Source organism: Stenotrophomonas sp. PS02289 (assembly GCF_029960115.1).
Classification (GTDB): Bacteria; Pseudomonadota; Gammaproteobacteria; order Xanthomonadales; family Xanthomonadaceae; genus Stenotrophomonas.
In genome coordinates this window covers 1-26,540 of the sequence record NZ_JASCOZ010000035.1, presented here as the reverse complement: position 1 = coordinate 26,540, position 26,540 = coordinate 1, and the positions used below count along the sequence as shown (strand labels likewise).

22 protein-coding genes are annotated in these 26,540 nt (G+C 67.7%); 2 read left to right on the top strand and 20 right to left on the bottom strand.

The window, feature by feature from the left end:
- Positions 1–23 precede the first annotated feature (23 nt).
- The 12 genes from QMX83_RS07330 to QMX83_RS07275 form a co-directional block, all read right to left on the bottom strand.
- Entirely contained in the window at positions 24–1,364 is a 1,341-nt protein-coding gene (locus tag QMX83_RS07330) for a dicarboxylate/amino acid:cation symporter (protein ID WP_282295962.1), read from the bottom strand.
- Between the two features lie 63 nt (positions 1,365–1,427).
- The gene (locus QMX83_RS07325; RefSeq protein ID WP_282295961.1) at positions 1,428–2,831 is read right to left on the bottom strand and encodes a protein BatD; all 1,404 of its coding nucleotides are present in this window, start codon (positions 2,829–2,831) and stop codon (positions 1,428–1,430) included.
- Entirely contained in the window at positions 2,828–4,513 is a 1,686-nt protein-coding gene (locus tag QMX83_RS07320) for a VWA domain-containing protein (protein ID WP_282295960.1), read from the bottom strand. Before QMX83_RS07320 ends, QMX83_RS07325 begins: the two co-directional genes overlap by 4 nt.
- Positions 4,513–5,523: a VWA domain-containing protein gene (locus tag QMX83_RS07315; RefSeq protein WP_282295959.1), complete on the bottom strand. Its 1,011-nt coding sequence runs from the start codon at positions 5,521–5,523 to the stop codon at positions 4,513–4,515. The genes QMX83_RS07320 and QMX83_RS07315 overlap by 1 nt, the downstream gene beginning before the upstream one ends.
- On the bottom strand, positions 5,520–5,978 hold the full coding sequence (locus tag QMX83_RS07310; RefSeq protein WP_282295958.1) for a DUF4381 domain-containing protein: 459 nt from the start codon (positions 5,976–5,978) through the stop codon (positions 5,520–5,522). Before QMX83_RS07310 ends, QMX83_RS07315 begins: the two co-directional genes overlap by 4 nt.
- Positions 5,975–6,898 carry a DUF58 domain-containing protein gene (locus tag QMX83_RS07305; protein WP_282295957.1) on the bottom strand — a complete coding sequence of 308 codons (924 nt, stop codon included), beginning with the start codon at positions 6,896–6,898 and terminating at the stop codon, positions 5,975–5,977. Before QMX83_RS07305 ends, QMX83_RS07310 begins: the two co-directional genes overlap by 4 nt.
- A gap of 6 nt (positions 6,899–6,904) precedes the next feature.
- Positions 6,905–7,942: a MoxR family ATPase gene (locus tag QMX83_RS07300; protein WP_282295956.1), complete on the bottom strand. Its 1,038-nt coding sequence runs from the start codon at positions 7,940–7,942 to the stop codon at positions 6,905–6,907.
- A 147-nt stretch (positions 7,943–8,089) separates the two neighbouring features.
- Complete coding sequence (locus QMX83_RS07295) at positions 8,090–10,063, bottom strand: type IV pilus secretin PilQ family protein (protein WP_282295955.1); 1,974 nt, start codon at positions 10,061–10,063, stop codon at positions 8,090–8,092.
- A 20-nt stretch (positions 10,064–10,083) separates the two neighbouring features.
- A complete protein-coding gene (locus tag QMX83_RS07290; RefSeq protein WP_282295971.1) occupies positions 10,084–10,584 on the bottom strand; it encodes a pilus assembly protein PilP in 501 nt (166 codons plus the stop codon).
- Positions 10,585–10,616: 32 nt separating this feature from the next.
- The gene (locus QMX83_RS07285) at positions 10,617–11,300 is read right to left on the bottom strand and encodes a type 4a pilus biogenesis protein PilO (protein WP_282295954.1); all 684 of its coding nucleotides are present in this window, start codon (positions 11,298–11,300) and stop codon (positions 10,617–10,619) included.
- Positions 11,297–12,124, bottom strand: coding sequence for a PilN domain-containing protein (locus QMX83_RS07280; protein WP_282295953.1), 828 nt, complete (start codon positions 12,122–12,124; stop codon positions 11,297–11,299). Before QMX83_RS07280 ends, QMX83_RS07285 begins: the two co-directional genes overlap by 4 nt.
- A complete protein-coding gene (locus tag QMX83_RS07275; RefSeq protein ID WP_336618954.1) occupies positions 12,124–13,182 on the bottom strand; it encodes a pilus assembly protein PilM in 1,059 nt (352 codons plus the stop codon). The genes QMX83_RS07280 and QMX83_RS07275 overlap by 1 nt, the downstream gene beginning before the upstream one ends.
- A gap of 223 nt (positions 13,183–13,405) precedes the next feature.
- Between QMX83_RS07275 and QMX83_RS07270 the strand changes: the two genes are divergently transcribed.
- A complete protein-coding gene (locus QMX83_RS07270; protein WP_336618953.1) occupies positions 13,406–15,826 on the top strand; it encodes a penicillin-binding protein 1A in 2,421 nt (806 codons plus the stop codon).
- A gap of 146 nt (positions 15,827–15,972) precedes the next feature.
- Positions 15,973–16,620, top strand: coding sequence for a hypothetical protein (locus tag QMX83_RS07265; protein ID WP_282295951.1), 648 nt, complete (start codon positions 15,973–15,975; stop codon positions 16,618–16,620).
- A gap of 1 nt (position 16,621) precedes the next feature.
- Here QMX83_RS07265 and QMX83_RS07260 read toward each other — a convergent pair whose 3' ends face one another.
- The 8 genes from QMX83_RS07260 to QMX83_RS07225 all read right to left on the bottom strand — a co-directional run bounded on the left by QMX83_RS07260 (position 16,622) and on the right by QMX83_RS07225 (position 26,424).
- Positions 16,622–18,259 (bottom strand): YadA-like family protein, encoded by a 1,638-nt coding sequence (locus QMX83_RS07260; RefSeq protein ID WP_282295950.1) that lies wholly within the window; start codon positions 18,257–18,259, stop codon positions 16,622–16,624.
- On the bottom strand, positions 18,256–19,011 hold the full coding sequence (locus QMX83_RS07255; RefSeq protein WP_282295949.1) for a pilus assembly protein: 756 nt from the start codon (positions 19,009–19,011) through the stop codon (positions 18,256–18,258). The genes QMX83_RS07260 and QMX83_RS07255 overlap by 4 nt, the downstream gene beginning before the upstream one ends.
- Before the next feature lie 19 nt (positions 19,012–19,030).
- The gene (locus QMX83_RS07250) at positions 19,031–20,143 is read right to left on the bottom strand and encodes a CfaE/CblD family pilus tip adhesin (protein WP_282295947.1); all 1,113 of its coding nucleotides are present in this window, start codon (positions 20,141–20,143) and stop codon (positions 19,031–19,033) included.
- Positions 20,140–22,761, bottom strand: a complete 2,622-nt coding sequence (locus tag QMX83_RS07245; protein ID WP_282295946.1) for a CS1-pili formation C-terminal domain-containing protein — start codon at positions 22,759–22,761, stop codon at positions 20,140–20,142. Before QMX83_RS07245 ends, QMX83_RS07250 begins: the two co-directional genes overlap by 4 nt.
- A gap of 51 nt (positions 22,762–22,812) precedes the next feature.
- Entirely contained in the window at positions 22,813–23,325 is a 513-nt protein-coding gene (locus tag QMX83_RS07240; RefSeq protein WP_282295945.1) for a CS1 type fimbrial major subunit, read from the bottom strand.
- A gap of 179 nt (positions 23,326–23,504) precedes the next feature.
- A complete protein-coding gene (locus QMX83_RS07235) occupies positions 23,505–24,782 on the bottom strand; it encodes a citrate synthase (RefSeq protein ID WP_282295944.1) in 1,278 nt (425 codons plus the stop codon).
- Positions 24,783–25,128: 346 nt separating this feature from the next.
- Positions 25,129–25,374: a type B 50S ribosomal protein L31 gene (locus tag QMX83_RS07230; RefSeq protein ID WP_125362240.1), complete on the bottom strand. Its 246-nt coding sequence runs from the start codon at positions 25,372–25,374 to the stop codon at positions 25,129–25,131.
- Between the two features lie 111 nt (positions 25,375–25,485).
- Positions 25,486–26,424, bottom strand: a complete 939-nt coding sequence (locus QMX83_RS07225; protein ID WP_282295943.1) for a nucleoside hydrolase — start codon at positions 26,422–26,424, stop codon at positions 25,486–25,488.
- Positions 26,425–26,540: the final 116 nt, after the last annotated feature.

The following is a 26,540-nucleotide window of genomic DNA, read 5'->3' as shown; positions in this document are numbered from 1 at the left end:
TATCCCTTTCATCGGGGATGCGATCAATTGCCAGAGGCGACAGAATCAATAGTGTGATGCTCGTCACGCTCACCCTTGGCCACCAGCGTGGTCAGGGCGAGGTCACCGGTGACGTTGAGCGCGGTGCGGCACATGTCCAGGAAGTGGTTCACGCCCAGGATCAGACCGATGCCCATCGGATCGACCCCAACCATGGCGCAGATCATCGCCACCACCGGCAGCGAACCCGACGGCACGCCGGCCGTACCGATGCCACCCAGGATGCAGACCGCCATCACCATCAGCTGCTGGGTGATGCTCAGGTCCACGCCGAAGAACTGCGCCAGGAAGATCACCGTGACGCCCTCGAACAGCGCGGTGCCGTTCTGGTTGGCGGTGGCACCCACGGTCAGCACGAAGCGCGACACGCGCTGCGGCAGGCCCATCTGGTCGGCGACGCGCAGCGCGGTCGGCAGGGTGGCGTTGCTGGAAGCCGTCGAGAACGCCATCACCGTGGCTTCCTGGGTGTCGCGGAAGAACGACACCGGCGAACGCCCGGACAGCCACACCGCCACGCCATAACTGACCACCATGTGCAGGCCCAGGGCCAGCACCACCACGCCCACATACGCACCGAGGCGGATCAGCAGGTCGAAACCGAAGATCGCGGCCAGGTTGAACATGAAGCAGGCCACCGCGTACGGGGCCAGGCGGATGACCAGGTTGATCAGGGTCATCGAGATTTCAAACACGCCCTCGATGCCCTTGCGCAGCGTCGCCACCTTGTCCTCCGGCGACAGCACCATGCCGATACCGAACATCAGGGCGAAGAACATCAGCGACAGGATCGCACCATTGCTCGACGCGGCCGCCAGCACATTGCTGGGCACGATCGACAGCAGCATGTCCATGCCCTTGGGCTGTTCGCCGATGTTGGCGACGATCTCGCGGCTGCGCTCGACGTTTTCATGCAGCAGCTGCGAGGCCATGGCCGGGTCCACGCCCACGCCCGGCTTGAGCACGTTGACCAGCACCAGGCCGATGCCCACGGCGACACTGGACAGCACCACGGTATAGGCCAGGGTCTTCCAGCCGATCCGGCCGAGCGCGCGGATGTCGCCCATCTCCGATACACCCATGACCAGGGCCGAGAAGATCAGCGGCACGATCAGCATGAAGATCAGATTGAGGAACAGCCCGGACAGCGGCGTGGTGACATAGGTCATCGCCGCGCGGGCGGCCTCGGTCAGGCCGTCGATGCTGCCACCCAGGGCGTGCACGATCAGGCCCAGCACCAGGCCCAGGCCGAAGCCGATCCCCATCTTCCAATGCAGCGGCAGCTTCTTGCGGGGCGGCGTCTGCCCGGGGTTTACGGCGTCGGTCATCGAACGGTGTTCCTGTGGTGATCGGACAGCTTAGCAAAGCCGGCAGGGACTGCCGGACAGCCTTCAACGGCCCGGGGGATAGAGCGGAGCCAGGCCAGTGTGGTCGGGCGAGGCGCTCTGCTGCCAGTGCGGTCCGTCATGGAAGGCACGGCGCAGCGCCTGCCGGGCCTGGGCGACGCTCCCGCCCTGGGGGCTCCAGCGCGCCGCCTGCATGTCGGTGAGCGCCTGCCGCTGGGCCGGGTCGGACAGGTGTTCCAGCACGCCCTGCAGGCCCTGCACCTGGCCCATGGCGGCCAGAGTGTCGATGACCTCGTCCAGCCCTGCCATGTCCATCTGCTGGCGCAGCTGCGCCAGTCCGGGCCGGGCGGCGGCTACGGGACGCGCAGCAGCAGGAGCACCTCGCGCAGCTAGCCGCCGGCGCTGCCGCCAGGCCCACAGCAGGGTCACCAGCCACAGCAGGGCGAATCCGACGGCGGCGGCGATCCAGCCCCACGGCCGGGTTACCGCCGCCGGATCGCTCCCCACCGCCAGCGCGTTGTCGAGACCGGGCAGCGCCTCGCGGGTATCCAGCGGGGTGGGCGATGGCACGGGGCTGTTGCCGGCGGCGCTGCCCTGGCCCACGGCCAGGGTCAGGTCGGGCAGGCGCGCGGTCTGCGCCTGCCCGTTGCGTACGTCCCACCATGGCAGGCGCAGGCCGGGCACGACCAGCGTCCCGGGTTCACGCGGCACAATCGCGTAACGGCGGGTCAGCTTCAGCTGCGGCGTGCTGCCGCTGAAGGTTTCATCGAACTGCGCCGGCTCGGCAAACACCTGCGCGCCCGCGCCGGCGTCCAGCTCCGGCAGTTCCGGGAACTGCGCGCGGGTGGCTCCGTCGGCGACGGCCTCCACCACCACCGTCACCGCTTCGCCGGCGCGACCGCGGTCGGGCGCGGCCGTGTAGCGCAGACGCAGGTCATGCAGCGGCAACCACGGTTGTGGTGCGCCCGGCGGCTGCGGCTGGACCTGCAGCGGACGATCCGGTGCGGTGGCGCGCAGACGACCATTGCCGCCCCCGAACATCTCATCGAAGAAACCACCCGCTGCACGTCCCTCGAAGCGCGCGCCTGGCAGCAGCAGGGGGCCACTGCGCTCGGGAATGAGCAGGTAGCGGCGCTCCACCAGGTTGAAGCGGCGTCCATTGACCTCGCGCACCAGGCTGCGGTCCTGCCCGATGCGCTGCAGGGACGCGCCATCGGGCGCATCCAGCCCCAGTTCGCCGGAGAGCAGCTGCGAGGCGTAGTACAGGCGCACCACGATGCCCACGCTCTGCTGTACGTAGGGCGAGTCATCGTCCACCTCCATCTCCAGGAAGGCGGTCGCGTTGGCCGGCGGCGGCGCAGGCTGCTGGGCCTGCGCGACACCGCACAGCAACAGCCACAGCCCGACCAGCGAGGCCCCAAGGTGGCGGGTAAAGCGGGCGGCGCTCATCGTCCTTCCTGTCTCCTGCGTTCGTTCTCGCGCTGGAACTTGGTGCGCAGCAGGCTGCCCGGATCATCCGGGACCCGCCGCATCCAGGCCTCCACCGCCTGCCGCTGCTCCCGCTGCTGTGCCGATTCAGACTCTGTTGCAGGCCGCTCCGTGGGTGCCTGGGCGTTGCCGGCCTGCCGCTGCAGGGCCTCCTGCATGCGTGCGCGCTGCGCCGCGTCGGCCCGCGCCTGCTCGGCCGGATCCGGCTGCCCCGTCTCCGGTGTCTGCGCCGGTGTGCCCTGCCCGGGTTGTGCCTGGCCGTTGCTCTGCCGAGGGCGTGCCTGCGCCTGCCCGGGTTGCGATTGTCCCTGCTGTGACTGTGACTGCCCCTGCGAACCGGAGGCCGGCGGCGTGCGCTTGCGTGCCGCCTCCACCGCAGAGCGGTTGGCCACGGCATCGGGCATGCCCGGGCGCAGGGTCAACGCCTGGTCATAGGCCGCAATGGCGGCATCGTACTGCCCCTGCCGTGCCAGCGCATTGCCGAGGTTGTAGCGGCCTTCCGCGCTCTGCAACGGCGCAAACTGCTGCTGCGCGGCGGCGAAATCGCCCTGACGGTAGGCGTCCACGCCAGCGGCAATGCGTTGCTGGTCCTGCTGGTCGGCGCGCTGCCACCAGCTGCTTTCGGCGGCCTGCACTTGCACCGGCAGGCTCAACGGCAGCAGCAGGCCGAGCCCGACCAGCATCGCCAGCGCCCGGCGGCGGAAGGCCAACAGCGCCAGCAGCATCAACGGCGGCACCAACCAGAAACCCTCGTCCTGCCAGGACAAGGCCTTCCCCTGCTGGCGGTCGCCGCCCTCTCCCCGCGCCTGCAGAACGCCCAGCGCGCGCAGGTCGGTGTCGTCATCGGTCAGTCGCGCGTACTGCCCTCCCCCGGCGGCCGCGAGTGCACGCAGACTGGGTTCCTCCAGCTGGGCACGTGCGATCTGCCCATCATCCGCACGGTAAGCCGCGCCGTCCGGCGTGCCCAGCCCCAGTACGGACACGCGCATCTGCTGCGCCAGGGCGCGTGCTGCCGCGGCATGATCGGCCGGGTCAGCCCGATCCGTGATCAGCAGGATGTCGCCCTCGCGGGCTCCCGACTGCTGCAGCAGCAACACTGCTGCGTCCAGTGCACGCGCGGCCTGCTGGCCATCGCGGGGCATCACGTTGGGGTCCAGCGCGTCCAGATACAGCGCGACGTTGGCCCGGTCGGTGGTGAGTGGCGCAACGGTGAAAGCATCATCGGCATAGACCAGCAGCGCCACCTCGCCGTCCTGGCGTTCGCGCAGCAGGCTCGCCAGTTTTGCGCGTGCCTGCAGCAGCCGCGAGGGCGGCAGGTCGCTGGCGCGCACCCGGCTGGACAGGTCCAACGCGACCACCAGCGGTGCCGGCGTCTGCCACAGTGGTTGCGCCAGCTGACGCCAGCTGGGACCGGCCAGGGCCAGTACCGCCAGCGTCCAGCCACACAGCATCACACCGAGGCCCAGGCCAGCGCGACGGCCCGCCGGAGCCAGCAGGTGCGGCAGCAGATGCGCGTCCACGGCATGCAGCCAGACGCTGGCGCGACGGCGACGCCAGCGCCACAGCAGCGCGATCAACGGCAGCGCCAGCAGCGCCCACAGCAGATCCGGACGCAGGAAGTGGAGTTGGCTGAACACTGTCATCAGCGCCACCGCCGCGGCATCAACCACGCCAACGCACCCAGCAACAGCGAAAGCGCCAACGGCCAGGGATAGCGCTCGATGTGCGGTCGTACCGCCTCGCCAGGTACCGCAATCGGCTCCAACCGATCCAGCTCGGCGTAGATGCTGGCCAGCTGGTCGGTGTCGCGCGCGCGGAACGCGCGTCCGCCGGTGAGGCTGGCGATCTTCTGCAGGGTGGCTTCATCCACCGGATCCTCACCGGCGGCGATCTTCACCCCGAACAGGCTCAGGCCGCCTTCGCCGCCAAAGCCGATCGTGTACACCCGGACGCCCTCGGCTCGCGCCAGTTCAGCCGCACGCAGCGGGGTCAGCACGCCGGCATTGTTGACGCCATCGGTGAGCAGGATCAGCACGCGCTGGCCTTCAGGTTGTTCGCGCAGGCGTTTGACCGCCAGTGCAATGGCGTCGCCGATGGCGGTGTTGTTGCCGGCCAGCCCGAGCTCGCTGTCGGTAAGCTGGCTGCGCACGGTGGCCAGGTCCACGGTGATCGGGGTCAGCGTGTAAGCGCGGTCGCCGAAGATCAACAGGCCGACCCGATCACCCGCGCGACGGTCGAGGAAGTCGGCCAGCACCGCCTTGGCGGCCTGGACGCGCTGCACGATCTGGGGGCCCAGCTGCATGTCCGGCTCGCTCATGCTGCCGGAGAAGTCCACCGCCAGCATCAACTGACGTCCCTGCTGCGGCGGTACGATCGGCTCGCCCAGCTGCTGCGGGCGCGCCGCGGCCACGCACAGGCTGATCCAGGCCAGCCACAACAGCAGGCGGCCCGGTCGCAGCAGCGGCAGGCGCAGACCTGCGTGGCCCAGCGCTGTCAGTTCGGTCACCGCATAGGGCACACGCAGTGCCGGGCCCTCCGGTCCGCGCTGCGGCCACAGGCGCATCAGCAGCGGCAGCGGTAATGCCAGCAGCAGCCACGGCCAGGCCAGGGTGTCCAGCCAGGACAACCACGACGGCGGCGCGACCGCGATCATGGCCGCTGACCGCTCATCAACTGCACGAACCGCGCGCACGCGATCGGTCGCAGCCGCGCCACGCGGGCCGGATCCGGGTCGCGGCGGTAGGCACCATCCAGCAGCAACGCGGCGTCGCCTTCGGCGAACGCGGTCTGCGGTGCCTCAAGAAACTGCAGCCACGCCTCTCCCTGCAGCAGTTCGGCTCCCGGCTGACGCACCCGTGCCGCGCGGCGCAGCAACTCGCTGATCGCGGCCAGTTGCGCTGCAGGCGCATCCGCGGCGTCCACGGCCGCGTTGAAGCGCGACACCCAGCGGCGGCGCACGCGGCGACGGTGTGCACGCCATAGGCCGAGGCCGATCAACACGACCGCGCACACGCTCAGCAGCACCCACCAGCCCGGCGGCAACGGCCACCAGCCCGGTGCGGCGGGCAGGTGCACATCGCGAAGCGGCAGTGAGGTGCCGGCGCTCATGCCACCACCGGCGTGGGATTCGTTCCCAGCCAGGCATCGCTGGGGTCATCGCTGGCGATCACCTGCACCTGCAGGCGACGTGCGCCCAGGGTCTGCTGCAGGGTCTCCAGCGGAGCCACGAAGCGCTGGTGCCACTGCGCGTGGACGCCGCCGTCCGCCAGGTCCAGCGTGACCGTGCGGCCCTGCGCCTGGAAAGGCAGCAGGCTGTCCGGCGGGGCCAGTTCCAGCGGGTCGACCAGCAGCATCAGCTGCACGTCGTGGTGCATTGCCAGTCCGGTCCAGCGCGCCAATGGCACGGCGGCCGCGCGCCCGGGATCAGCCAGCACCACCACCCGTGCGCCGGGGCGCAGCAGCCGCGTGGCCTGCTCCAGCGCCACCTCAAGACCGGCGTCATCTGCCGGGGGCTGCGCGTACCAGCGGGTCAGTGCATCCAGCACCCGCAGCACGCCCCGGGTGCCGCCAGCCGGTGCGATCGGCGGCGCTGTGCGGCTGCCACGCAGCGCCGCCAGGCGGTCGCCCTGGCGCTGTGCCAGCCACGCTGCGACCGCCCCGACCCGCGCGGCCTGTACCGACTTGAAGCGTACCCGGGTGCCGAAATACAGCACCGGGTCGGTATCAGCCACCAGCAGGGTCAGTCGCTCGCGCTCGGCCTGGAACAACTTGGTATGCGCGCGTCCGCTGCGTGCGGTCACGCGCCAGTCGATATGGCGGGCATCATCGCCGGCCACGTATTCCCGCGACTCGGCGTACTCCATGCCCCGCCCGCGCATCGGCGACGGGGCCTGCCCGGCCAGACCGTGACGGCCGCGGCGCGGTGGCACCGACCGGTGCGCACTGGCGCGCAGCGCCACCAGTTCAGCGAGGGTGGGCTGCAGGCCGTTGCCGGCCGGCGCGCGGGTCGCGTCGTCCACGGCAGCCATGGCCACTCAGGGCACCGGCACGCGGGCCAGCAGTTCAGTGACCAGACGTTGACCGTCCCAACCTTCGGCCGTGGCCTCGTAGCTGGGCAGCACACGATGGCGGAGCACGTCCGGGGCGACATTGCGCACGTCATCGGGGGTGACATAGTCGCGCCCCTGCAGCCATGCGCGTGCGCGTGCGCAGCGCTCCAGGGCGATCGAGCCACGAGGGCTCGCGCCCCAGGCAATGCGCCGCGCCAGCGCCGCGTCATAGCGGGCCGGTTCACGGGTGGCCAGTACCAGTTCCACCACATAGCGCTCCAGCGCCGGTGCCATGTGCAGGTTCAACACGGCGCGGCGCGCGGCGAATACATCCTCCAGCGACATGCGCGCCGGCGGCGGCGGCACCTGCCCCAGCACGTCGCGCGCGCGTTCGCGTGCCAGCCGCAGGATCTCGGTTTCCGCCTCTGCATCGGGGTATCCGATACGCACGTGCATCAGGAAGCGGTCCAGCTGCGCTTCGGGCAGCGGGAAGGTGCCTTCCTGCTCGATCGGGTTCTGCGTGGCCATCACCAGGAACAGCGGCGGCAGCGCGTAGGTATGCCGACCGACCGTGACCTGGCGCTCGCCCATCGCCTCCAACAGCGCGGACTGCACCTTGGCCGGGGCACGGTTGATTTCATCCGCCAGCAGGATCGGATGGAAGATCGGACCAGGGACGAACTCAAATCGTCCTTCCTGCGGACGCCAGATCTCGGTGCCGGTCAGGTCGGCCGGCAGCAGGTCCGGCGTGAACTGCACACGCGAGAAATCGGCCTCCAGGCGGGCGGCCAGCGCGCGGATCGCGGTGGTCTTGGCCAGCCCGGGTGCGCCCTCCACCAACAGGTGTCCGTCGGCCAGCAAGGCGGTCAGCAGACGATCGACCAGCTCACGCTGACCGACAATCTCCCGGCCCAGCGCGTCACGCAGGGCACGGAAGCCGTCGTGGACGCGGTCGGCGGTCGTGCCGCTTTCGATTGCGGAAGGGTGGGCAGCAGTTTCAGGCATCGGAGGGGGCAGGTTCATGGCATCCGTCAGACCGGCGCAACGGGCACCAGGTTCCCGACACATCATGGCAGGGCCGGGCCCGCAACGGGATCAAGAATGGCTGAACGCAAGAAGGGCCGCACTCGGCGGCCCTTCCTGCATCAGGTGGTGCGAATGAGGCAGACCTTAGTTGGTCTTGGCCACGCGCAGCACCTTCGGGGTGACGAAGACCAGCAGTTCGGCCTTGTCCTTGTTGCGGCTGCGCTTCTTGAACAGGTTGCCGAGGAACGGCACGTCGCCCAGGAACGGCACCTTGTTGACGCTGTTACGGTCGGTGAACTCGTACACGCCACCGATCACCACGGTCTGGCCGTCGTCCACCAGCACTGCCGTGTTCACTTCGCGGCGGTTGATGGTCGGCACCTGGCCGTAGCCTTCCAGCACGATGTAGCTTTCCACTTCATCCTTCTTGACCGACATGTTCAGGAACACGCGGTTGTCGTTGGTGATGGTGGGGGTGACCTTCAGCTCCAGCACCACTTCCTTGAACTGCACGTTCGCGGTGGCCGCTTGGCCGGCACCGCCACCGGTGATGGTCACATAGCCGATTTCCTTACCTTGCTTGATCACCGCTTCACGCTGGTTGGTGGTGACCACGCGCGGATTGGAGATCACTTCGCCGCGCGATTCCTGCTGCATGGCCGACAGTTCGACGTCCAGCAGGTAACCGGCGTTGAGGATCGACAGTGCCAGCGAGCCCGGGTTCAGGGTCTGGGCAACGGCCGAGTTCCAGTTCAGCCCGGGCGAGATCGTGCGCGGCGGCAGCACCGGGGCTTCACCTTCGCCACCTTCGTTCAACCAGTCACGCACGGCATTGTTGTAGTCATTGACCCGGTCGGCGTCGCTGGAGATGTTGCTGTGGTTGTTGGTGGTATTGCCGCTGAAGTACACATTGTCGCGGCTGCCGGTGATGCCGAACTTCGCACCCAGCTCGCGGGCGAAGGTGTCGGTGGCGATCACGATGCGGCTTTCAATCAGCACCTGGTCGACCGGACGATCGATCACGTTGATCAGCTCGCGCATGCGCGCGATCTTCTTCGGGATGTCGCTGATCATCAGGGTGTTGGTGCGCTCATCGGCGACCAGACGACCACGTGAGGAGAGGAAGCCGCTGTCCTGTTCTGACGAGCTGCCGCTACCACCATTGCTGCCACCAGAGCTACCGCCGCCAATACCCTTGGCCTCGGTCAACGCTTTGAAGATCTGCGCGGCGTTGTGGTAGTTGATCTGGATATACTCGGTGACCAGGTCCTGGCGGTTCTCGATCGCGATCCGCGCGTCTTCCTTGTCCTGCTCGAACTTGGCCAGCTCCGGCTGCGGAGCCACCCAGATCACCTTGTTGTCCTGGCGCTTGTCCAGGCCCTTGGCGCGCAGGACGATGTCCAGTGCCTGGTCCCACGGCACGTTGACCAGGCGCAGGGTGACGTTGCCTTCGACGGTGTCGGCGGCGACGATGTTCAGGTTGGACTCTTCGGCGATCAACTGCAGCACGGTGCGCACCGGCACGTCCTGGAAGTTGAATGTCACCGGCTTGCCGGTGTAGCCGCGTGCGCCGAGGGCGGTCGCCGCCTGGGTCACGGTGGTGGCGTTGATCGCACCGGTGGCCGCAACCGCCTTGCGCGGGCTGATCTCGACCACGTACTCGTTACCGGTCTGGTAGGCCAGCGACTCGAACGCACTGTTGGTGTTGAGCACCAGCTGGGTGCCGCCGCCATAGGGCTTGGGATCGATGCGCTGCACCGGCGTGGCGAAGTCGGTCACGTTGATCGACTTCTGCAGGTTCGCCGGCAGCGTGGCATTGCCGACGTCGATGACGACGGCATTGCCCTGGTTGCGCAGGTCCGGGTTGGCCCCGGTACCGTCGAACTGCAGGATCAGGCGGCCGGAGCCGTCTTCACCGCGCTTGAAGTCGATCTTGGACACCGCCAGCGAGGCCGGTGCCGTCACCGGCGCGGCATCGGCAGCAGCGTGCGTGGTCGCTGCCGGCGTTGCCGCCATCAGCGTGCCATTGGCCAGCATGAGCGCGACTCCCAGCGCGCACATGTGGATCAGCTTCGGGCGCCGGGTGGGACGCTGCAGCATGGCGTTGGAAAAGGTCATCGTGCAATCCCCATAATCATTCATTGATCTTCAAGCGAGAGCGAAGCAGGCCGTTCCAGCCAGCCGCCCGCGCCATCCGGCACCAGTTCAATCAGCTCGATCCGGTCTTCGTAGACCCCGGTCACCCGGCCGTCGCTCTGCCCCATGTAAACGCCCGGACGCACCCGATAGGTGACCTTGTCCGGTGCCATTACCAGTGCGACCAGCCCCGGGCCGCCCCCGATCGAACCGATCATGTCCAGGGCGTCCAGCGGGAAGGCTTCCATCGGCTCCTTGCGGCGGTCCGGATCGGGCCGGAGGCCGCTGGAACCGTCATTGGAACGGGCCCAGGCGTCGGTGAACGGATCGCGCAGACCCTGCGCGGAGTACTCGAAGGTTTCGAACTGCTGCATGACCGGCAGCGGTTCAAGCGGCGGAGCCGGACGTGCACGCACGTCGGCCACCCACTTTTCCAGATTGGGCGCGTCACCCGGCGTGCTGGTGATGCTGCGGGCACACCCGGCCAGCAGCACCAGCAGCATCAGGCCACCGACCCGTGCAGTGGAAGCCAAGGTCATGGCGTACCTCCGGTCGGGGTGGCACCCGGCGCTGCAGCGGCGGCAGCCTTCTCCTGCGCTTCCATTTCAACGTCATCCAGATAGCGGTAGGTCTTGACCGTGCCCGAGAGTTCCAGCGCCCCGCTGCGTGCGGTGATACCGGTCTTGGGGTCCTTCGGCTTCAGGTTGATGTCGTGCATGGTCAGGATGACCACGCGCGGCAACGAGGCCACGCCGCTGACGAACGCGCCGAACTGGTGGTAGCTGCCCACCATGCGCAGGGCGATCGGCTTTTCAGCGTAGAACTCCTTGGTCATCTCTTCGCCGGGCTGGAACAGCTCGTTGGTCAGGCCGCTGGACAGCGCGGTCTGCGAGATGTCGATGATCAGGTCAGGCATTTCGGTCTTGCTGGGCAGCTGGCGCAGCATCTGCTGCAGCACCTGCTCCATCTGGGCCAGCTGCTGCTTGAGCGGCTCCAGATTGACCGCACGCCCCTGTTCCTTCTCGAACTCTTCGCGCAGGGTGACTTCGGTGCTTTCCAGTCCGGCCAGCTCTTCACGCTTGCCGGTGATCAGCGCAAACCAGGTCAGGCCCACGATCAGCAGCGCCAGCAGGGCACAGAAGACGATCTTCGCCTGCTGCGGCCAGCTGCCGATGTTGTTGAAGTCCAGTTCTTTCAGATTGACTTTCTTCTGGCTCATGCGGCCCCCTTCTGCGGCGTGCTCGACGGCGCGGGTTCAGCGGCCGGGGCGGCGGGAACGATGCGGCTGCCCGCCGGTACCGACGGGACCGGCACCGGCGGCGGTGGACCGTTGAGCGGCTGTGCCGCCGACGGTACTGCCGGTGCCTGCGGACCGCCCGGAGCAGGTGCGGCGGCGGCCGGCACGGCGGCATCTGCCGCCGGAGCCACGCTGCCATCCGGAGCCAGGCCGTCCACCGCTTCACTGGTGGCCGGCAGGGTCACCTTGACCTCGAACATGTACGGCAGCGAGGCGATGTCAGCGATGGTGGTCGGCTGCTTGTCCTTGTCCTCATCCGGCTTCTTGGCTTCGATCACCGTCAGTTCCGGCTTGGTCATCCAGCCCGAACCTTCCAGGTTGCGCATGTAGGCGCTGACCCGGGCGTTGGACTGGGTACGGCCGCCCAAGGTGAGGATGTCGCCTTCCTGCTTGACCGAGGTCAGCACCACGCCTTCGGGAATGGTGCGCACCAGCGAATCGAACAGGTGCACCATCTGTGAACGCTTGGCCTGCAGTTCCTCGATTACGCGCTTGCGCGCCAGCAGGCGGTCCTTCTGACGGTCCAGACGCTCGATTTCCTTGTTCTGCGCCTTGACCAGGTCGATCTCGGTCTGCAGATAGGTGTTGCGATCGCCCTGCCCGCTGATCTGACGGTCGTAATAGAACCAGATCAGCGCCGAGAGCAGCACGCCGCCAATGGCGGCGAAGCCCAGCATGGTCATGAACTCGCGCTGGCGTTGCTTGCGCCGTTCGGCGCGCCAGGGCAATAGATTGATTCTTGCCATCAGTCGAAGCTCCTCAGCGCCAGACCGGTGGCGATCATCAGCGCCGGCGCGTCCTGGGCCAGGGCATGTGCCTGCACCTTCGGACCCAGCGTCATCTGTGCCAGCGGATTGGCCACAACCGTGGCCACGCCCAGCTGTTCCTCCACCATTTCCGGCAGACCGGCCAGTGCGGCACAACCGCCGGCCAGCACGATGTGGTCGACGCGGTTGAACTCACTGCCTGCGTAGAAGAACTGCAGCAGGCGGCTGATCTGCTGGACCGTGGCTTCCTTGAACGGCTCCAGCACTTCCACTTCGTAGCTTTCCGGCAGTCCACCCTGGCGCTTGGCCAGGCCGGCTTCCTCGTAGGTGAGCCCGTAGCGGCGCATGACCTCGTCGGTCAGCTGCTTGCCGCCGAACACCTGTTCGCGGCTGTACAGGCTGCGCCCACCGCGCAGGACATTGAGCGTGGTCATGGTGGCACCGATGTCCACCAGGGCGACGACACCGTCGCTGGCGATGGGCAGCTCGCTGGCCACCAGGGCGAAGGCGTTTTCGACCGCGAAGGCCTCCACGTCCATCACCTTGGCGCTCAGGCCGCCCAGCTCCAGCGCCGACTGGCGCAGTTCCACGTTCTCCGAACGCGAGGCCGCCAACAGCACCTGGACCATTTCCGGGTTGTTGGGGATCGCGCCCAGCACCTCGAAGTCGAGGTTCACTTCCTCGATCGGGTATGGGATGTAGTTGACCGCTTCGAGCTCGACCTGGGCTTCCATGTCGTTCTCGTCCAGGTCCGCGGGCATCGGGATGAGCTTGGTGATGACCGCCGAACCGGCCACCGCCGCCGCAGCGTGCTTGGCTTTGGTTCCTGAACGGTTCACCGCGCGACGGATGGCCTCACCCACGGCCTCCACTTCCACGATGTTTTTCTCCACCACCGCATTCGGCGGAAGAGGTTCCACGGCGTAATGTTCCACGCGGAAACGGTTACCGCTGCGGGAAAGCTGCAATAGCTTAACCGCAGTCGAACTGATGTCGACGCCGATTAGCGGCGTCTGGCTTTTTGGGATAAGCCCCACGGTTTCTCCCCTGCCGACGGGCACTTGAGCGCAACACCTGCGCCCGCGCATTAATAACGGTTTTTTTTCAAATCGCAACCGCCAAGCTGCAAAACGCGCACTACGACACGTTTTACGGCTCCCCAGACGGTTCTCGACTTGGCTCCCCAGGAACAGCCCCAGCCGTTCCCTTGCGTAATCTATACTCTGCGGCCACGAAATTCGCAATCGGAATCTGTCACTGATGACACGCTTTCGCCGCTGGCTGCGCTGGTTGCTGGTCGCCTTCCTGGTCCTGGCACTGATCGGCGCTGCCGTCGCAGGTGGCCTCTACTACGCCATTTCCTCCAAGCTCCCGGACGTGCAGGCCCTGCGCGACATCGAGATGCAGGAGCCCATGTACGTCTACGCCAGTGACGGCCAGCTGATGGCCGTCTTCGGTGAGTCCCGGCGCATCCCGATCACCATGAAGGAGGTTCCGGAGCGCCTGAAGCAGGCCTTCCTGGCCACCGAGGACGCCCGTTTCTACGAGCACGGCGGGGTGGACTACAAGGGCATCGCCCGCGCGGTCTGGCTGCTGGCCACCACCAACGACAAACGGGTACCGGGCGGGTCGACCATCACCCAGCAGGTGGCCCGGCAGTTCTTCCTGAGCTCGGAGTACAGCTACACCCGCAAGCTGGCGGAGATCCTGCTGGCGCGCAAGATCGAGCAGGAACTGACCAAGGACGAGATCTTCGAGCTGTACCTGAACAAGAGCTTCTTCGGCAACCGCGCCTATGGCGTGGCCGCGGCGGCGCAGTTCTACTACGGCAAGGAACTCAAGGACCTGCAGCTGGACGAGATGGCCTCGCTGGCCGGCATCCCCAAGTTCCCGTCCAGCGGCAACCCGATCAGCAATCCCGAACGTGCCCGCGAGCGCCGGGACTACTACGTACTGCAGCGTATGGCCAACTTGGGCTTCATCACCCAGGCCGAGGCCGACGCGGCCAAGGCGATCCCGATGCACGCCAGCGCGCATGAGCCGCCGGTGCAGGTCGAGGCCCCCTACGTGGCCGAACTGGTCCGCCAGGAGATGATCGCGCGCTTCGGTGGCGACGTGGTCAACAAGGGCTACCACGTGACCACCACGATCAACGCCGAGATGCAGACCGCGGCCAATCTGGCGGTCCGCGATGGCCTGCTGACCTACGACCACCGTCATGGCTGGCACGGGGTGGAGCAGCAGATTCCGGTCACCGCATCCGATGACGCTGCCGCACTGGCAACCCACCTGCGCTGGATGCCCTCGCAGGCCGGGCTGGTGCCGGCCATCGTGTCCGGCACGGCGGCCGATGGCAGCGCCACGGTGGTGCTGGCCAACCGCACCGAGATCACGCTGCCGGCCTCGGCCGCCAAGTGGACCAACAAGACCCCGGCCAAGCTGGTGCAGCGTGGCGACATCGTGCGCGTGCGTGCCGGGGCCAAGGACGGCGAATGGCTGCTGGATCAGATTCCGCGCGGGCAGTCGGCGCTGGTCTCGCTGGACGCCGAAAGCGGTGCGCTGAAGGCGCTGGTCGGCGGTTTCAGCTTCTCCGGCAACAAGTTCAACCGTGCCACCCAGGCGCGCCGCCAGCCCGGCTCGAGCTTCAAGCCGTTTGTGTACGCGGCCGCCTTCGACAAGGGCTTCAACCCGGCCTCGATCGTGCTGGATGCCCCGGTGGTGTTCCGCGAGCGCGGCGGCAAGACCTGGCAGCCGCAGAACGACGGCGGCGGTTTCCGCGGGCCGATGCGCCTGCGCGAGGCACTGGTGCAGTCGCGCAACCTGGTGTCGGTGCGCCTGCTGGACGGCATGGGCGTGGACTATGCGCGCAAGTACATCAGCGAGTTCGGCTTTGCCGAGGCCGAGCTGCCGCCGAACCTGTCGATGTCGCTGGGTACGGCCTCGCTGACCCCGCTGTCGATCGCACGGGGCTATGCGGTGTTCGCCAATGGCGGCTCGCGCGTGGACACCTGGCTGATCGACCAGGTCAATGACCGTGACGGCAACCTGGTGTTCAAGGAAAACCCGGCCCTGGCCTGCCGCGATTGCGCCGGCACCAGCAGTGGCGCCCCGGTGAGCCAGGTGGTGGACGGGTTCAACTTCGGTGCGGCGCAGTCCGCCTCCGCGCCGGTGCCGGCGGCAACCGCCAAGCCGGCTGAACCGGCAGCCCCGGTCAATCCGGACGCGCGCGTGGCACCGCGTGCGATCGATGCACGCACGGCCTACCAGCTGGTGTCGATGATGCGCGACGTGGTCCAGCGCGGCACCGGTACGGCGGCCAAGGTCCTGGGCCGCGAGGATGTGGGCGGCAAGACCGGCTCCACCAACGACCATCGTGATGCCTGGTTCTCAGGCTTCGGCGGTCGCTACGTGACCACCGTGTGGGTGGGCCGCGACGACTTCCGTTCGCTTGGCTACCGCGAGTATGGCGGCCGTGCCGCCCTGCCGATCTGGATCGACTACATGCGCGTGGCGTTGAAGGACACTCCGATCATGCAGAACGAGCCGCCGCAGGGCATGGTCCAGGCCACGCTCAACGGGGCCACCGAATGGGTCAAGGTCGAGGACATGGAGAAGCTCGAGGAGTACGACTTCAACACCCAGATCCCGCAGGCCGACGACGCCGCCTTCGACATCTTCTGATCGTCGACATTCGTCGACGTTGGGCGACATTCCACGCATTCCCTTCCCCTCATGGGGGGAATGCGTGGGTCCAGCCTGTACCCCGTGCGCGTTACGCGTCCGGGTTGTAGAGTGGGGACCAGGTCGTAACAGGGGGAGCACCGCTCATGCACCGTGCACGTCAGCATGCAGCCAGCCAGACCCGCGAGCGCCGGCATCGGCTCGCCCACGAAGCCGCCCGGCTGATGGCCGAGGGCGGTATCCGCGATTACCACCAAGCCAAGCTCAAAGCAGCCGCTCGACTGGGCATCCATGACGATGCCTCGTTGCCGCGCAACACCGAGATCGAGGACGCACTGCGCGAGCATCAGCGCCTGTTCGCCGGGGCCGGGCATGGCGAACAGCTGCGCGAAAAGCGCGAAGCGGCGCTGCGTGCGATGGAGTTCCTGCACGGTTTCTCGCCTCGCCTGTGCGGACCGGTCCTGGATGGCACCGCCGACAATCACAGCCCGGTGCAGTTGCAGTTGCATACCGACGAAGCCGATGCGGTGCACTACTTCCTCGACGAACACGGCATTCCGGCCGAGTCGCGCACGCGTCGGCTGCGGCTGGACCGGGAACGCGCGCTGGATGTGCCGGTCTGGGTGTTCAGTGCCGAAGGCCTGACCTTCGACATCGCCGTCCTGCCCTTCGATGCCCTGCGCCAACCGCCGTTGTCGGCGGTTGACGAGAAGCCCATGCGGCGCGCGTCCAGCACGCAACTGCGCACCCTGCTGGCCGAGCAGGAGATGGACGGCTGGCTGGGCGACGGCTGAGTCACCAGCCCACGCCGAACCCCATCGCCACAGTGCGCTCACCGCCGGAACTGAAGGCCCCGTTGAGGCTGACCGTGGTGGCTGCGCGACGGTCCAGTACCCGCTGGTAGCCCACCGCCAACGCCGATTCACCGTCTGCGTGGCCAATACCGGCTCCCAGCCGGTTCCAGGTGGGCAATCCGGCGGTGTTCATGGCCATCGCCGCCTGCGCACCGCCCATGGCGGCCATGCGGTTGAGGCGGCGATCCAGGCGTTCCACACGCTCACCCAGGCGGCGCTCGACACCGGAGACGGCCTGGTCGGTGTAGGCGTTGGCGCGATTGACGGCGGTGTCCACCGCACGATGATCGATGGGAAGGTCGGCGACCGCGGGTGAAGGCTCCCGGCGCGGCAGGGTGGCGGGAATCGCCCCGGCCGCGCGCGCGACCGTGGCCGTTCCCTCAACCTCGGCCACGGCCGCCTGCTCATGGCTTACCGTCGCCCCGCCCAGATCATCGACCCGCTGATGCAGCGCCGAGGTCGCGGTTTCCAACGCCTGCTGGGTGCCGCGCAGGCCCTGATCAAGCTCGCCCAGCGCGCCTGCAACGGTGTCGTGGCGGACGCCCAGCACCGTGTAGTGACGGCCCGGCACCTGCCCGTCGGCAGTGATCTCGCCAGCCCCGAGCAGACCGGCCAGCCGGTTGAGCTGGCGCACGGTGACCACATCGTCCGGAGCCGCACCGGGTTCCACATGGACGATGCGACGACGCATGCCCTGGCCTCCGACGGACACTTCCATGCGTTGCGTGGCGACCGAGCCGTAACCGATGGCCACGCTGTTGTAGCCGTCCTCCCGGACCTGGGTGGACGCACCGATCGCCAGGCCATTCTCCGCCGAGACCATGGCCCGTGCGCCCAGCGCGAAGCCATCGGCCGCATGCTGCCGCACGTAGGCACCACGGCCGATCGCCACCGAGTTGGTGCCATGCGCCCAGGTGTACGCCCCCAGCGCCGTGGAGCCGTTGCCCTCGGCGCGCGCGTCGCTGCCGTAGGCGCTGCCCAGATGCGCCGCCAGCGCAGGACGACTCAGGTCGTCTGCACCCACCTTCGCGTACTGGGCCGCGTGCTCCAGCGAGCCGATCCGCTTGTGCGTGGCGAACAGCTGCGCGCCGTTGATGCCCTCCCGGCTGTCCGGCCCGATCTCGCCCTCGCCCAGTCCCACCAGCCGGGCACCGCGCAGGCGGACCGTGTGGTCCGGCGCGAAGCGCAGCACGTCGTCCGCGTCGTAGCCAGGCACGAGGCCGTTGAGTGCCTCGCGCAGCGTCGCGATGTCATCGCGGTTGCGCGCGATCTGCGCCCCATTGGCATTCACTTGCGGCGAGACGTCTGGCAACTCGGGGCTGGCCGGCACGTGATGCACATGATGCTCGCGCTGCACGCGGTCGCGACGCAGCGCGCTGGAGGCCCCCAGGCCTACCACCAGTCCACCGGCCAGAACGCCGGCGGGGTCCGGGACACTGGCCGCCTTCGCGTCCATCCCGCCCTCCCCCGCCTCGATCGTCCGCTCGGCAGTTCCAGGATCTTCGGTCTCTGCTGCGCCGCTGGGCAGCGGGCACAGCACCAGCAGCAGCGCAACGCGGACAGGATCGATCAGTTTCATGCAGCCTCCTCATTCGGGTCGGGGAAATCGGCCACCGGTGCCACCACGCTGTCAGGCTCTGCACGCAGCGACTGCTGGTGTTCCCGATAGCCGTCGCGACTCAGGCGGTAGTAAACGTTCACACGCGCATCAGCGCCGGGCTGGAACGGCAGCGCCACCTCATCGCCGGGATAGACGCTGCGTTCGACCGGATGCGTCTGGCAGCCCGATGCCAGGCAGTGGTCCACCCGCAACACGCCAAGACGCAGGCTGCCGCGGTTGCGCAGCGTGTTGCCCTGCACCTGCAGTGCGGCGCGCCCCTGCGGCGGCAGGACGTTGACCAGCACGCCCCAGACCAGGCTGACACCGATCGTCGCGCTGGCCGTGCCTGGAGGCGCGGTGGCATCGAGCTCGTCCGGTGCGGGCACGGCCTCGAAGTAGACGCGCAGCGCGGTTTCCTGCGCGACCGGATCGAGTGCGATCACCCGCACCAGTCGACTGCCACCTGCGGCGAGCGCGAACCGGGTTGGCGTCACCGCGATGGCAGCGGCCTCACCGGCCGCTTCGTCCACTTCCTGCTCATGCGGTGTACCGGGATGCAGCACGCGCTTGACCGTCGCGCGGATGTACTGCGGGCGCGTCGACTGCGAATGGACGCGTACGCCGGCACCTTTGCCTGCCTCGACGTGTACACGCATCGGGTGCACGTCCAGATTGGCGTGCGCGCTCAGGGGAATCAGCAGGAACAGCGCTGTCAGGCATCGCAGCAGCATGGTGAAGTCTCCAGTGGGTTCAGGGTCGTCGGGTCGGCAGGCGCATGCGCAGGACAAGTCCGCCCTGGTAGCGCCCCTCGCGCTTGCCTGCCGCGGGCACGCGCGGCACCCGCAGGGTCATCGTCATCGGTACGCAGTACACCGGGTAGGGAAGTCCCGGCAGGGTCACCGCGCGCAGCGGTGCGCGCTCCATGTCGTCCAGGGACAGCTCGACGTGGTTGTCCAGGGCCCACTCACGCTCGCCGTGCTGCAGTCGCAGGTGGTAGTCGATGCGGTCGTGCAGGCCCTCGCCGCCGCCCTCATGCCAGATCGAGAAGTGGCCTGCCGCGCCCGGCCCGGTGTCGTGCGCGCTGAGCAGCACCCGGGGACTGTGGGCCCCCACCCCGTCGTACAGGCAGAGCTCCAGCGACGCGCTGCCGCCGATGCTGGCCGGCAACGGCAACGCACGGTAGTCCAGCGGGAGCTGCAGCTGCCCGCTGGAGGATCCGTAGGCGGGCAGGTGGAGCGTGGCGCGCGTGTGGTCGCTGACCGCGATCTCCAGCACGAACTCGTGACGTCCGATCAGCGCCCCGCCGCTGCGTCGCACGTCCAGGTGCAGCTCGCCGTTCCAGCGACCCGCCACCAGCTGCACGATCTCCGACGCGTCCAGCACCAGCGTCGCCGCCGTGCCGGTCGGCGCGATGTGGCAGTCGCGATGCTCCGACGTCCACAGCGGGAACACGGCCTTGTCCCAGTAATCATCACTGCAGGTGCGTTCCCATTCGATCCGCTCCAGCGATCCGGTCAGTGCCAGGGTGACGCGCTGGCCGCTGCGTTGCTCGGTGAACTCCATCCACAGCGGAGCCGGCCCGACCGGCCCCTGGCCGGTATCGGCCTGGGGACAACGCCCGCGCGCCGGGTCGTCGGTGCAGGTCACATGCAACCGGCCATGGCCCTGCGCGCTTTCGTCGTACCCCAGCACGGTGCGTACGGCCCATAGCTCCAGCCCCTGCGGTGCGGAGCGGTCAAAAGCATGTGCGACGGTCACCCGGGTGACACCGCCGGGCGGCACCGTCACCGGGGGACGTTGTGCGCACGCATCCGCAGCGGGCAGCAGCAGTAACAGTACCTGCAAGACGACACGCACGATCATGGCGCGCCCGCTGCAGGTTCGGTCACCACGGGAAGCCGGGCGGACAGCAGGTGCTGCACGCGGGGCTGCGCGGCGATCGCGTCCGGCAGTTGTGCATGGGTGACTGGCGCGCAGGTCACGGTGCCCACCCGCAACAGTCCAATCCGACGCTCGCGCACCTGCAGCGGACAGCGCAGCAGGCGCTCGCCGTGCAACAGATACAACCACGGCTGGCGTTGATCGAACTCGACCAGGAATCCGCCCTCCTCGCCCAGCCCAGGCACCGCGGCATTGAGAATGGAGGCACCTGGTAACGCGTCGCCCGCCTCGTCCTCCGCGGTTCCAAGATAGGTGTACGTCGTCTCCACGGCGACCGGGACCAGCATCACCCGGCCCGGCGGCAGAAACGGCTTGAGCTCGGTGCTGGCTGCCGACGCACGCAACACCGCCGCAGGCGTGTCCGCACTGACGTCCTGCACGCGTACGTGGTGGCGTTGGTAGCCACTGATCGGCAGGAGCCGGCGCTCACCCACGCGCAGGGTGTGTCGCCGGCTGCCCGCCGCCTGCACTTCGGCGGCAGGGCCACGCAGCGAGGGATCCGTATCTGCTTCAGGATCCACGGCAACGACCACACCGGCATCAGCTCCGTCTGCGGCACCCCAGTAGATGCCCTGCGTCGACAGCGCCATTGCGGTGCTGTGGTGCGCACTCCACGACAACCGCTGCGCCTCCGGCGTGCGCGCCAGCGCAAGCGTCGCGCCGCCCTGCCCCCACGGTCGCCGCAGCTCGCCCGCCAGCAGCGCATCGGCGTGGCCACCGGGCTGCAGCGCCAGTTCGCTGGTGAGGCTGCGTGCACTGTCGTCCTGCTCTTCCCGCCAGCTCTGGCCCAGCCGGAGCTGACGTTCGGGGGCCTGGCCACTGCGCTGGCGCAGTTCTGCACCGGCCCGCTGCAGGCGGATGCGTCCTTCGGCACGCGCCAGGCGGGTCAGGGTGAGCGACAGCTGCAGACCACGATCACGCGGTCGGGACGACGCGCCGTCGCTGCGCTGCTGCCACAGGCTCACGCGGGTACCGACACTCATCCCCCGCCAGACACGGGTACGGGTGTAGCTGCTCTGCAGGCTGCGGGTGGCATCGGCGTGTGCGCTGCGCCGCCGGGTGTGGGCCACATGCAGATGCCCCGCCAGCACGGGCAGCGACACCGATGCGCTGAGCGCGTCGGCGCAGGTGCTGGTTGCAGCCGGCCGCTCCGTGCGGTGGCCGCACGCATCGCCGCGCATGCGCTGGCGGTAGAGATTCCAGGCGGCGAAATGACGCACGCTGAGCTGCATCTGCCCTCCTCGCGCGCCGTCGCTGGCCGCCAGCACGCCGAGGTCGGCGTGCACGTCGACCGGTCCCATCGCGCGACGCAGGCCTGTCCGCAGCTCCTGGGTTGCAACGCCCTGGCTGTGCGAGATGCCCACACCGACACTGGCTGCGCCAACGGGCAGCCGCAGACCTGCCTGCAGCACCGACGCGGAGGAACCTGCGAAGCCGGATTCATCCTGTCGCCCGCCCTGCACGAACCATTGCAGGCCCGGATCGCCGTTGCCGATGCTGCGCTGGAAGGGCACGTTTTCACTGCGCACGAAGCGGCCGTCTTCATGGATGCGCAGGGTGAGCAGATAGCTCCCCGCCGGGAACAGCCGGGTGTCGAGCTGATGGGCACCTGCCGGCAGGAAGAACGTCTGCAGCAGGCGTTCGCCGTCGAAGACATCCACCCGCGCATCGCGCCCCAGCAACACGTTCACCGCAAGCGCGTCGTCGAGTACATCGGTGTCCACATACGCCAGCGTGGAGCCGACACGCAGACCCTGCATCCGCACCAATGGCAGCAGACCGAGTCCGAACTGACCGCCCAGCGGGCTGGACAGATTGCGCCGGTCGATCCTGCCCACCTGCAGGTAGTGCTGCGTCCACAGATCGTGCCGGTAGTAGAGCTCGTCGACGTCGGTGCGCGTCTGCGCGGGTAACCCGGGAACGCGCCATCGCGCATGGTTCCAGCTGCCCCCCAGATGTCCGGCGCGCCCCAAGCCGAGTGCCGCGCGTCCATGCAGATTGAACGCCAGTTCGCCGTCCCCACCACTGAGCTGCATCACCTGCTGATGCACCAGCGCATTTCGGGCCTGCTCGGACACCTGGTGGTAGCGCGCGCGGCCGTCAGCGGAGGGCAACCACTGCGACGACGGAAACAGCAGCAGCACGCTCTCCGCCTCATCGAAAATGGCCGTCATGGTGGTGGCATCCTGGGGTGCCTCACGCCAGCCGCAGCCCAGTTGAGGCTGCGCGTGCAGGCAGGCCAGGTGGCTGTCGCGCGGCAGCGGCGCGGACACGGCGGGAAGCAGCGCCACCTGTGCTTCGTCGGACAGTCCCAGCGCGGCAAGCAGCTGCAGGGGCTGCTCCAGTTGTACGTGCTCCAGCGTGACCCATACCGGCCAGAGCCCGGCCGAACGCCCGAAGGCGCGTATTTCCACGCGCTCGGCGTGGCCATCGGCGAGGTCCTCGAATCCGGGAGGGAGGCGCTGCGCGTGCGCAGGCGGCGTGTTCGGCAGCAGCAGGGTGAGCCCCAGCAACGACAGTAAGGACAGGCAGGTACGCATGACAACGTGCAGGCGCGCCGGACCGCAGCGGGCCGGCGCACCCGTTGGCGCTTACAGGCTGCCGGCCTTCTGCGCCAGCACCAGACTGACCGGACCGTCATACAGACCGGCGGCAGTGATCGGTGCGGCAACCGCCTGGGCGACGGTCAGCGGCATCTCGATCGACGCCCCCGGAATGGCTCCCTGGAACAGCTGGTCGGCAGTGAAGTCGACCGGTGCCACGCCGAGTTCACGGCCGTTGAGGGTGACCCGCAGCGGCACGTCGACCGCACCGGCGGCGGCGACGCGCGGCACCAGCACAGCCGGTTCGGCCAGACGCACGTCGACATCGAGCGTGGTGTCGTTGGAGAAAATGCGCACGCGTTCGGTCCAGCTGCTCAATCCCTGCCCTGCGCGATACGGCAGCTGCACGGCGTCGGGCAGCGCGCTGCCATCGGCCTTGAGCAGCGACAAAGTGGGATCGACGTTGGCCCACACCGTGATGTGCGCTTCAGCGGCGTGCGCGGACATGGCAGTGGTGCACAGAGCGAGTGCGACAGCGGCGTGCTTGATGATCGGGTTCATGCGTGGCGTTCCAGAAGAATGTGGACGCGCATGTTCGGCAAGTTGCATCGCGCGCCGTATTCAAACGTTCCTAAAGCGCATGGGGGTGTGGGCGAAACGCAAGCAATCCGATAGCGATAACGCATAAAAAAACGCCCCCGAAAGTCGGGGGCGTTCTTCGCAGCGGTGTTACCGGGCAATTACGCCTGGTAGTCGCGCACGTCGTGGCCAGTGTAGACCTGGCGCGGACGGCCGATCTTCATTTCCGGATCGACCTGCTGTTCCAGCCAGTGCGCGACCCAGCCGGAGGTACGGCCCAGGGCGAACATGACGGTGAACATCTCGGTCGGGATCTGCAGCGCCTTGTAGATGATGCCGCTGTAGAAGTCCACGTTCGGGTACAGCTTGCGGGCGACGAAGTAGTCGTCCTGCAGTGCGGCCTGTTCCAGCTTCACTGCAACGTCCAGCAGCGGATCCTGCACGCCCAGCTGGGTCAGCACCTTGCTGGTCATCTCACCGATCACCTTGGCGCGCGGGTCGAAGTTCTTGTACACGCGGTGACCGAAGCCCATCAGGCGGAAGCCCGAGGTCTTGTCCTTGGCCTTCAGCACGGCCGACTCGACGTTGTCGGCCGAACCGATTTCTTCCAGCATCTTCAGCACGGCTTCGTTGGCACCGCCGTGGGCCGGACCCCACAGCGCGGTGACGCCAGCGGCGACCGACGCGTAAGGGTTGGCACCGGTCGAACCGACCAGACGCACGGTCGAGGTCGAGGCGTTCTGCTCGTGGTCGGCATGCAGGATGAACAGCAGGTCCAGCGCCTTGACCACGTCCTGGTTCAGTTCGTACTGGCCATCGGCCGATTCGAAGGTCTGCTTCAGGAAGCGGCTGACGTAGTCCAGCGAGGTGTCCGGCTTATTGGCCGGCAGGCCCTTGCCATGACGGTAGATCAGCGCCGACAGGGTCGGCACCTTGGCGATCAGGCGCACAGCGGCCTTGCGGCGCTGTTCGGCATCGGCCAGGTCCAGCGAGGCGTGGTACTTGGCCGACAGCTGCGCGATGGCAGCGGCCAGGATGGCCATCGGGTGGGCATCCTTGTCGAAGCTGCCGATCAGCGTGTTGATCGAGGCATCGACGTTGGCTTCAGCAGCCAGCTCGTCGGTGAAGGCCTTCAGCTGCTCGGCGCTCGGACGTTCGCCGTTGATCAGCAGGTAGACCACTTCGACGTAGCTCGACTTTTCCGAGAGCTGTTCGATCGGGTAGCCGCGGTACAGCAGCACGCCCTTGTCACCGTCGATATAGGTGATGGCCGACTTGCAGCTGGCGGTGGCGGTGAAGCCGGAGTCGTAAGTGAAGAGACCGGTTTCCTTGGTCAGCTTCGAGATATCGACGCAATCGTTACCGAGCGTGGGTTTGATGACGGGCAGAACAACCGACTTTTCGCCGGCGTTGAGCGTGACCTGATCAAGATCGGACACTGTGTGCGCTCCTCAGGGGAAGGCGCCCGCCCAAGCGCATGGGTCAGGCACGTGAAGGAAGTCCACAACCTGTGCTGTGGATCACGACATTATCGCACAGCAACATTTCCGACGCCCTAGGACTGAAGTCGTAGATGGAGGGGGCGCAAACGCCCTCGCAGCGAGGTACGACGGGGCTTGAGGGGGCCGATACGGACACTGCGTTCCGCCCCGCCCGACAATTTATGAATCCACGTTCATATTCCAGCAGGGTTGCCCCACCCACCTGGAACCACAGGCAAAAAAAAACAACGGCCGCCGAAGCGACCGTTGTTCCCGGGGTACGCGGGCGTACCCGCGGCGCAGATCAGTTCTTGCCGAAACGGCGGTTGAACTTGTCGATGCGGCCGCTGGTGTCGATGACCTTGTGCTGGCCCGTGTAGAACGGGTGCGAGGCGGAGGAGATTTCCACCTTGACCAGCGGGTATTCGTTACCGTCTTCCCACTTGATGGTTTCCTTCGTGCCCATGGTCGAGCGGGTCAGGATCTTGAAATCGGAGGTGACGTCATGGAAGACCACGTCACGGTAGTTCGGATGGATATCGTCCTTCATGAGGCACACCGTAAAAAAGAAATGGGAAAACGCAAGAGCGGCATTATAACCGCCGGCCCGCCCTGGGGGCAAGCCGGAGGTCCGCTCGATGTGAACATGGCCGCTGGGGCCTCAGGCAACCCCGAGCGCGGCCCGGACCTGGGCTTCAAAGCGCCCCTGGTCGTAGGCCATCAGCAGCTGGGTGTTGTCCGGCTGCCCGGTCTGGCGGTTCCAGTCGACAATGGTAGCACCGCGGGTGTGCACCCCGGCCAGTTCCACGTTCAGCGGACGCGATTCCACCCGCAGGGCACCTTCCGGCTGCAGCGCCCAGGCCATGGCCAGGGCATCGGCGGCGAACCAGCGCTCGCCGCGGCTGTCTTCCGACCACAGCCGGGTCTGCCGCGAGATCAGCTCATAGAAGCGCGCCTTGTCGGTGTCAGCGGCCAGCCACTGTTCGACATCCTTGTGCAGCAGGCCGTGCGCGACCGTCGCTTCCCAGTCGGCCACTTCAATCTGCGGGAACTGGGTGAACACCACGTGTGCCGCTTCCGGGTCGAAGGCGATGTTGAATTCGGCCGCCGGGGTAATGTTGCCGTGGCAGGTGACCGCGCCGCCCATCACCAGGAAGCGCTTCACGCGCTGCGGCAGGGTTGGGTCCAGCTTCAGCGCCAGCGCCAGGTTGGTCAGCGGACCCAGCGCCACCAGGAACAGCTCGCCGGCGTACTGGTGCGACAGGCGCAGGATCGCCAGCGCGGCGTGCTCGGCCTCGGCCTGGCGTGCGGCCGGCGGCAGGTTCACGTCACCGAAGCCATCGGCCCCGTGCACGTGGGCGGCGTCGACCGAGGGGTGGATCAGCGGGTCGGGGGTACCGGCGAACACCGGCACGTCGTCACGACCGGCGACTTCACACAGCTTCAGGGCGTTGCGGACGGTGTGGTCCAGGCCGACATTGCCGGCGGCGATGGTCAGGCCCACGATGTCGTGGCGTTCATCGGCAAAGGCCATCAACAGGGCCAGGGCATCATCGACACCCGGATCGGTGTCGATCAACAGCGGAATCTTCTTGGTCATCATTGCCGTCTTTTCTAGCGGCAAGGGACTGTCTCACCCAAAGGTGACAATTACAAGGTGGTCCGGGGGTCATGGGATGGCAAGGACCGCCTGGGCCGGCCAACGGCCGGCGCTAC